The 5,258-nt window shown below is 62.8% G+C and carries 2 protein-coding genes and 1 pseudogene; all 3 read right to left on the minus strand.

The genetic code is table 11. From position 1 onward, the window contains the following. Positions 1-763 (minus strand): annotated as a pseudogene (locus tag ACWGTO_RS32585) (HlyD family type I secretion periplasmic adaptor subunit); the annotation flags it as partial. Positions 764-782: 19 nt separating this feature from the next. Further along, the gene (locus tag ACWGTO_RS32590) at positions 783-2,477 is read right to left on the minus strand and encodes a type I secretion system permease/ATPase (protein WP_454578819.1); all 1,695 of its coding nucleotides are present in this window, start codon (positions 2,475-2,477) and stop codon (positions 783-785) included. Positions 2,478-2,540: 63 nt separating this feature from the next. Further along, positions 2,541-5,258, minus strand: a 2,718-nt coding sequence (locus ACWGTO_RS32595) for an Ig-like domain-containing protein (protein ID WP_454578820.1), incomplete at its 5' end; no start/stop codon positions are given.

Genomic DNA, 5,258 nt, shown 5'->3' on the forward strand with positions numbered 1-5,258 from the left:
GGCTCTCGAGTTCGGCTTTGCTCTGTTGGCTGCCGCCAATTGCGCCGAGGTTCTCGTCGATTAGACCCTGCAGATCCGAGGCGGATCTTTCCAGCTCCAGAATGCGCGGGCGGGTCGTCAATCCGGCCTTGAGCAGCTTCGACAGGCTGGCCTTCTCGTCGATCGTCGATTGCAGCTGGGCCTGGTAGGATTCGACCCGAGACTGCTTGCCCTGGATCTGCTCCTCGAGTTCGGCAATGCGCCGCTCGAGGATTTGTTTGGCGCCGGCCATCGAGGCACGCTGGCTTTCCAGATCGGCGATCTGGTTTGTCATCGCATCCCTGAGGTAGTCCTCGTGCTCTTTGAGAATGTCCTTGGGAAAGGCAACGGCCACGCTGCCGTCCAGTTCGGCCCGGATCCTGGCATCGGTAGCGCGCAACAGCGCATATTGCTGGGCATAGAGATTGAACTCGGACCGAATCCTGGTGTCGTCCAGCTTCAGCATTATGTCGCCCTTCCTGACGACGTCGCCATCCTTGACGCGGATCTCCTTCACCGTACCGCCGTCAAAGTGCTGTAAGCTCTTGCGATTGCCTTCCACCTTGACGATGGCGTCGGCGAGCACGGCGCCGTTCAGCGGGGCAAAGGCTGCCCAGCCGCCGAAAATGCCGAAAAAGGCGACTATAATCAGCACACCGACACAGGCCGGCACCCGGATCGAATCCGGGGCCATGATGCCGACCTCGCCGGGCAGGCTCCGGTAGGTGAGGGCGCCGTCGCTCATCGATCTCTCCGGCCACAGCTCATTGGGTTGCCACCGCCATTGGAGCCGCGCGCTGGTTGAGCAGCGCCACGATCTCGTTTCTCATGCCGAAGGCTTCGACGGCGCCATCGCGCAACAGAAGGATCTTGTCGACGTTCGCTAGGGTCGAGGGACGGTGCGAGACGATGATCACCGTGCTGCCGCGGCGCTTGAGTTCGATCGCGCACTCGCTCAGCGCGCGGTCGCCATCGGCGTCGAGATTGGAGCTCGGCTCGTCGAGAATGATCAGGTTCGGCGTTCCGAATACCGCACGGGCAAGGGCAATCCGCTGCCGATATCCTCCTGACAGCACTGCGCCGCCTTCGCCTATCTGGGTCTCGTAGCCCTGCGGCAGGCGAATGATCATCTCGTGAACGCCGGCGAGCCGCGCGGCGGCTATCACCTCCTGGTCGACATTGGTCTTGAAGCGGCCAATGTTGGCGGCGACCGTATCGGAGAAGAGTTCGATATCCTGCGGCAGGTAGCCGATGTAGTCGCCGAGCGCGTCGTGACCCCATTGCGACAGGTCGGCCCCGTCCAGCCTGACGGTGCCGCGGCTGGGTTGCACGACGCCCGCGAGATGACGCGCCAGCGTCGACTTGCCGGCGCCGGAAGGGCCGACGATTCCCAGCGCCTCGCCTGCGTCCAGCCGGAACGATACGTCCCGGAGAAGCACTTTCTGTTGGCTGGCAATTGCAAAGCTGACCTGCTCGACCGAAATCTTGCCGGTGGGCTTCGGCAAGTTGAATGATCTTTCGTTCTGCGCTCCCCCGTCAACCAGCTTCTCGACCCTTGCCAATGCCGCCCGAGCCAGGATGAGGCTGCGCCATAGGCCGACGATCTGCTCGACAGGCTGCAACCCCCTGCCCAGCAGGAGACTCGCCGCAAACATGGTGCCGCCAGTAATCTGCCGTTCGATGACCAGATACGCGCCGAGACCGAGGATCAACGATTGCATGGTTAGCCGCAGGAACCGGATAAGGCCCGACATCAATGCGGCTCGGTCGCTTGCTTCCCCTTGGCGCCGCAGCGCCAGGTTGCGGTCGCGCCCCCAGCGGCGGATGAGACCGTCGATCATCCCCATGGCGCGAACGACTTCCGAGTTTCTGAGGCTCATCTCGGTAAAGTTATAGTTGGTCGTCGCCAGGTCGTTGGCCTGCTTTAGCGGCGAGCGCACGAGATACTCGTTGAGCACGGCCATGGCGACCAGGAGCAATGAGCAGCCCAGTGCGAAGAAGCCGAGCCACGGATGCAGCAAGAAGATGATGCCAATGTAGATGGGTGACCATGGCAGGTCGAACAGGGCGTGGATGCCGCTGCCGGTAATGACCTGCCTGAACGTGTCGAAGTCGCGGATAGGTTGGCTCGGCGAGGAGCCGGGCGATGGGGATTCGACCGACGCGGCGAGGATCCTTGCGGAAAGCAGCCGGTCGAGCCGCGCGCTGGCACGCGTCAGGATCCAGGCGCGTACCAGGTCGAGGCCGGCCAGCGAAAGGAACGCCGCCAGCAACACCAGAGTCAGCATTACTAGCGTGGTTTCGCTGCCGCTGGTGACGACCCGGTCGTAGATCTGCAGCATGTAGAGGGGAGAAGCGAGATAGAGCAGATTGATCGCCAGGCTGAATGCCGCCGCAACCAGGAAATAGCGGCGGCATGCCCGAAGCGCATCCTTCACAATTCGAGACTTGCTGTCCAATTTCAGAACCCCACTCGATACTCGTCAGGCCAGATGAGCCGCGCTGAGGGCGGCTCTTTTGGTTCACACCACGACGTCGCTTGAAATCGCCCCATTGCCGATGCCTGTCAGCGTGAATTCCGCCGGATTGTACGAAACGACGGTGTGGCCCTGGCCGTCATCGGCGAGTTTGAAGCTGTTGGCATCGTAGGAGCCGAGCAGATGCAGCGTGGCATTGTGCGCGCCATCCGAGACAGTCAGCGTGCCGCCGCTGCCATCCTGGTTTGCCTGATAGACGGCCGCCGTCCCCGCGCCGAACAAGATATCATTGAGGTCCAGCCTGTCGTCATTGGTGATGCCGCCGATCCGCCCGCTGTAATCGAAGGAATCGTCGAGCTCCAGCGTGCCGGCCGCATCATGCGCGAAGGTGACGTCGGTGGACGAGGCGCCACCGAATTCCAGCTTCGACAGGTCGCCGATGGTGGCATCGCCGTCGCCGGTGACCTGGCCGTTGATGGTAATGTTGCCGCCATTGGCCCACAGCAAGCCTGAATTCGCCAGGTCGCCGGTGACCGTCAAGCCGCCCGAACCTGTCGCCTCAAGCGTTCCGGAGTTGGTGACGACGCTGCCGCCGGTATCGACGACCAGCGCGTTCGAGCCGGTGGCGATGATGGTGCCCCGGTTGTCGAGGCTAAGCATTCCGCCGCCCAATTGGCCAGCGCCCTCGATCGTGTTGTCGGCATTGACCAGAGTGACGTCCGGCCCCGTGCCGGAGATGATGTTGGCGGCGCTGTCGGATAGCAGGATCTGCCCGCCACCCTGCAGAGCCACGCCATGCTGGATGACCTGCAGCAGCGTATCGCCGCCCGTCGAGTCGAGCGTGATGAGGCCGCTGTTGTTGATAATGCCGCTCAGCGGCAGCAGAGCGCCGTCGCCGATCGTCATGGTGCCGGCATTGTTGACCACCGGCGTCTGGTCGAAGGTGAAATTACTGTCCGCAAGCGCCCTCGAGTGCACGCCGTCAAGCGTGATCGACTGCCCGTCGCCGAGCGCTATCACCGCATTGCCGTTGGCGTCGTCGGCCAGATGCGCCTGGACGTCGGCGAAGCTCTGGAAGCCGGAATAACCGATCAGGTCGATCTGGTCAGCGGCCGCGTCGAAGCTGTGCACCGTGTCGTTGCCGATCGGCTGTGAGAAGACGAACAGGTCGTTGCCGCTGGACCCGGTCAGCACGTCGTCGCCCGACCAGGCGAAGATCGGCGAGCCAGGCGCATAGGCCTCGACATTGTCGGCAACCGACATGCTTCCAGTCGTGCCGTCCGCGTTAATCCAACTCATCTGGACGTCGAGCACGGCTGCGCCAGTGAATTCAGCTGGCGTGGTGACGGTCAGCCCGTGCAGGTCGTTGGTCTGTGTCGTCCAGCTTCCGTCGGCGTTATGGATCGCGCCGTCGATGGTCCAGCCGGAAGGCACGTCCTTCACCGTGACGGTGATGAGCGCGCCCTCATGCGATGGATCGATGAGGGCGAGATTGATCGGCTCTCCGGCAACGCCGGCGGGGCTGAGGGGTCCTAGACTCCCTGCAGCGCCCGGGTTAAGCGCAGAGTCCGTATAGCTACCTGCTATCACCTCAACCTTGACAGAGCCGTTAGCGGTTCTAGTTAAGGTCGCTGTCCAGGTATCACCGTCTACGTGAATAATGTTACTCAGCGTGCTGCGTGTCAATGTAACATCGGTCGCACTGCTGGGGTCGAAACCAGTCACTGTTTCACTAAATTGGAACGTTACTGTTGAAGTAGAACCAACCGTATTGCCAAGTGGCGTACTGGTTATTGTTACAGTCGGCGGTGTCGAGTCAGCGGTGTTGACGGTATAATTGACAGAGTTGCTTGAAGCAGTCGGGGCGTTGCCAGCCGGGTCCTGCCATGCCGTACCCACCGTAATGACGTTTGTAGTGTCGGTGATCGAGGCCAGCGGCGTCAAAGTGGCGGTGAAAACTTTCGAATCGGCCGTAGCTGTAATCGTGCCCAAGGTTGCGCTGGTGGGGTCATAGGTAACGTCTGCCGCGGAGAAGTTCGACGGTACCTCACTGAAGGTAAAGGTCACCGTCGCGACATCGCCGGCCGTGAGCGCGGTGTCATTGATCCCAATGGAGACCGTCGGCGCGACGGTGTCGACCGTCATGTTCAGCTGCGTGGCGGCGGTGTTGTTGTTGCCCGCCGCATCGGTGAAGGTGCTGCCGGCCACGTTGATGGTGGCGGTGGTGGTGCTGCCGGGGGTGGGCGTGAAGTCGGCGGTGTAGCTGGTGCCGCTGCCGCCAAAATTGCTCAGCGTGCCACCGGCGACGGTGACATCGCCGCTGCCAAAGTTGGTCGACGCCTCGCTCAAGGTGAAGGTCAGGTGCGCGACATCGCCGATCTTCAGGGCGCTGTCGTTGGTGCCGATCGACACCGTCGGGTTGGCGGTATCCACCGCCTGCACCGCCTGGGTCGCCGCCACGCTGAGGTTGCCCACGGCGTCATTTGCCGCGCCGGCCGCGATGTCGACCGTGATGTCGGCGGTGGAGCCGTCCGTCGCCGTCACATCGAAGGTGTAGGTCGTGCCGCTGCCGGAGAAGTTCGATACCGTGCCGCCCGCCACCACCAGGTCGGTCTGGGCAAAGCCGGTCACCGCTTCGCTGAAGGTCACGGTGTAGCTGACCACCGGGTCGCTGTCGCTGGCCGTGCCGGGCTGGTCGTCGGCGATCGACACCGTCGGGTTGGCGGTATCCACCGCCTGCACCGCCTGGGTCGCCGCCACGCT

It is taken from the genome of Mesorhizobium sp. PL10, assembly GCF_053714315.1.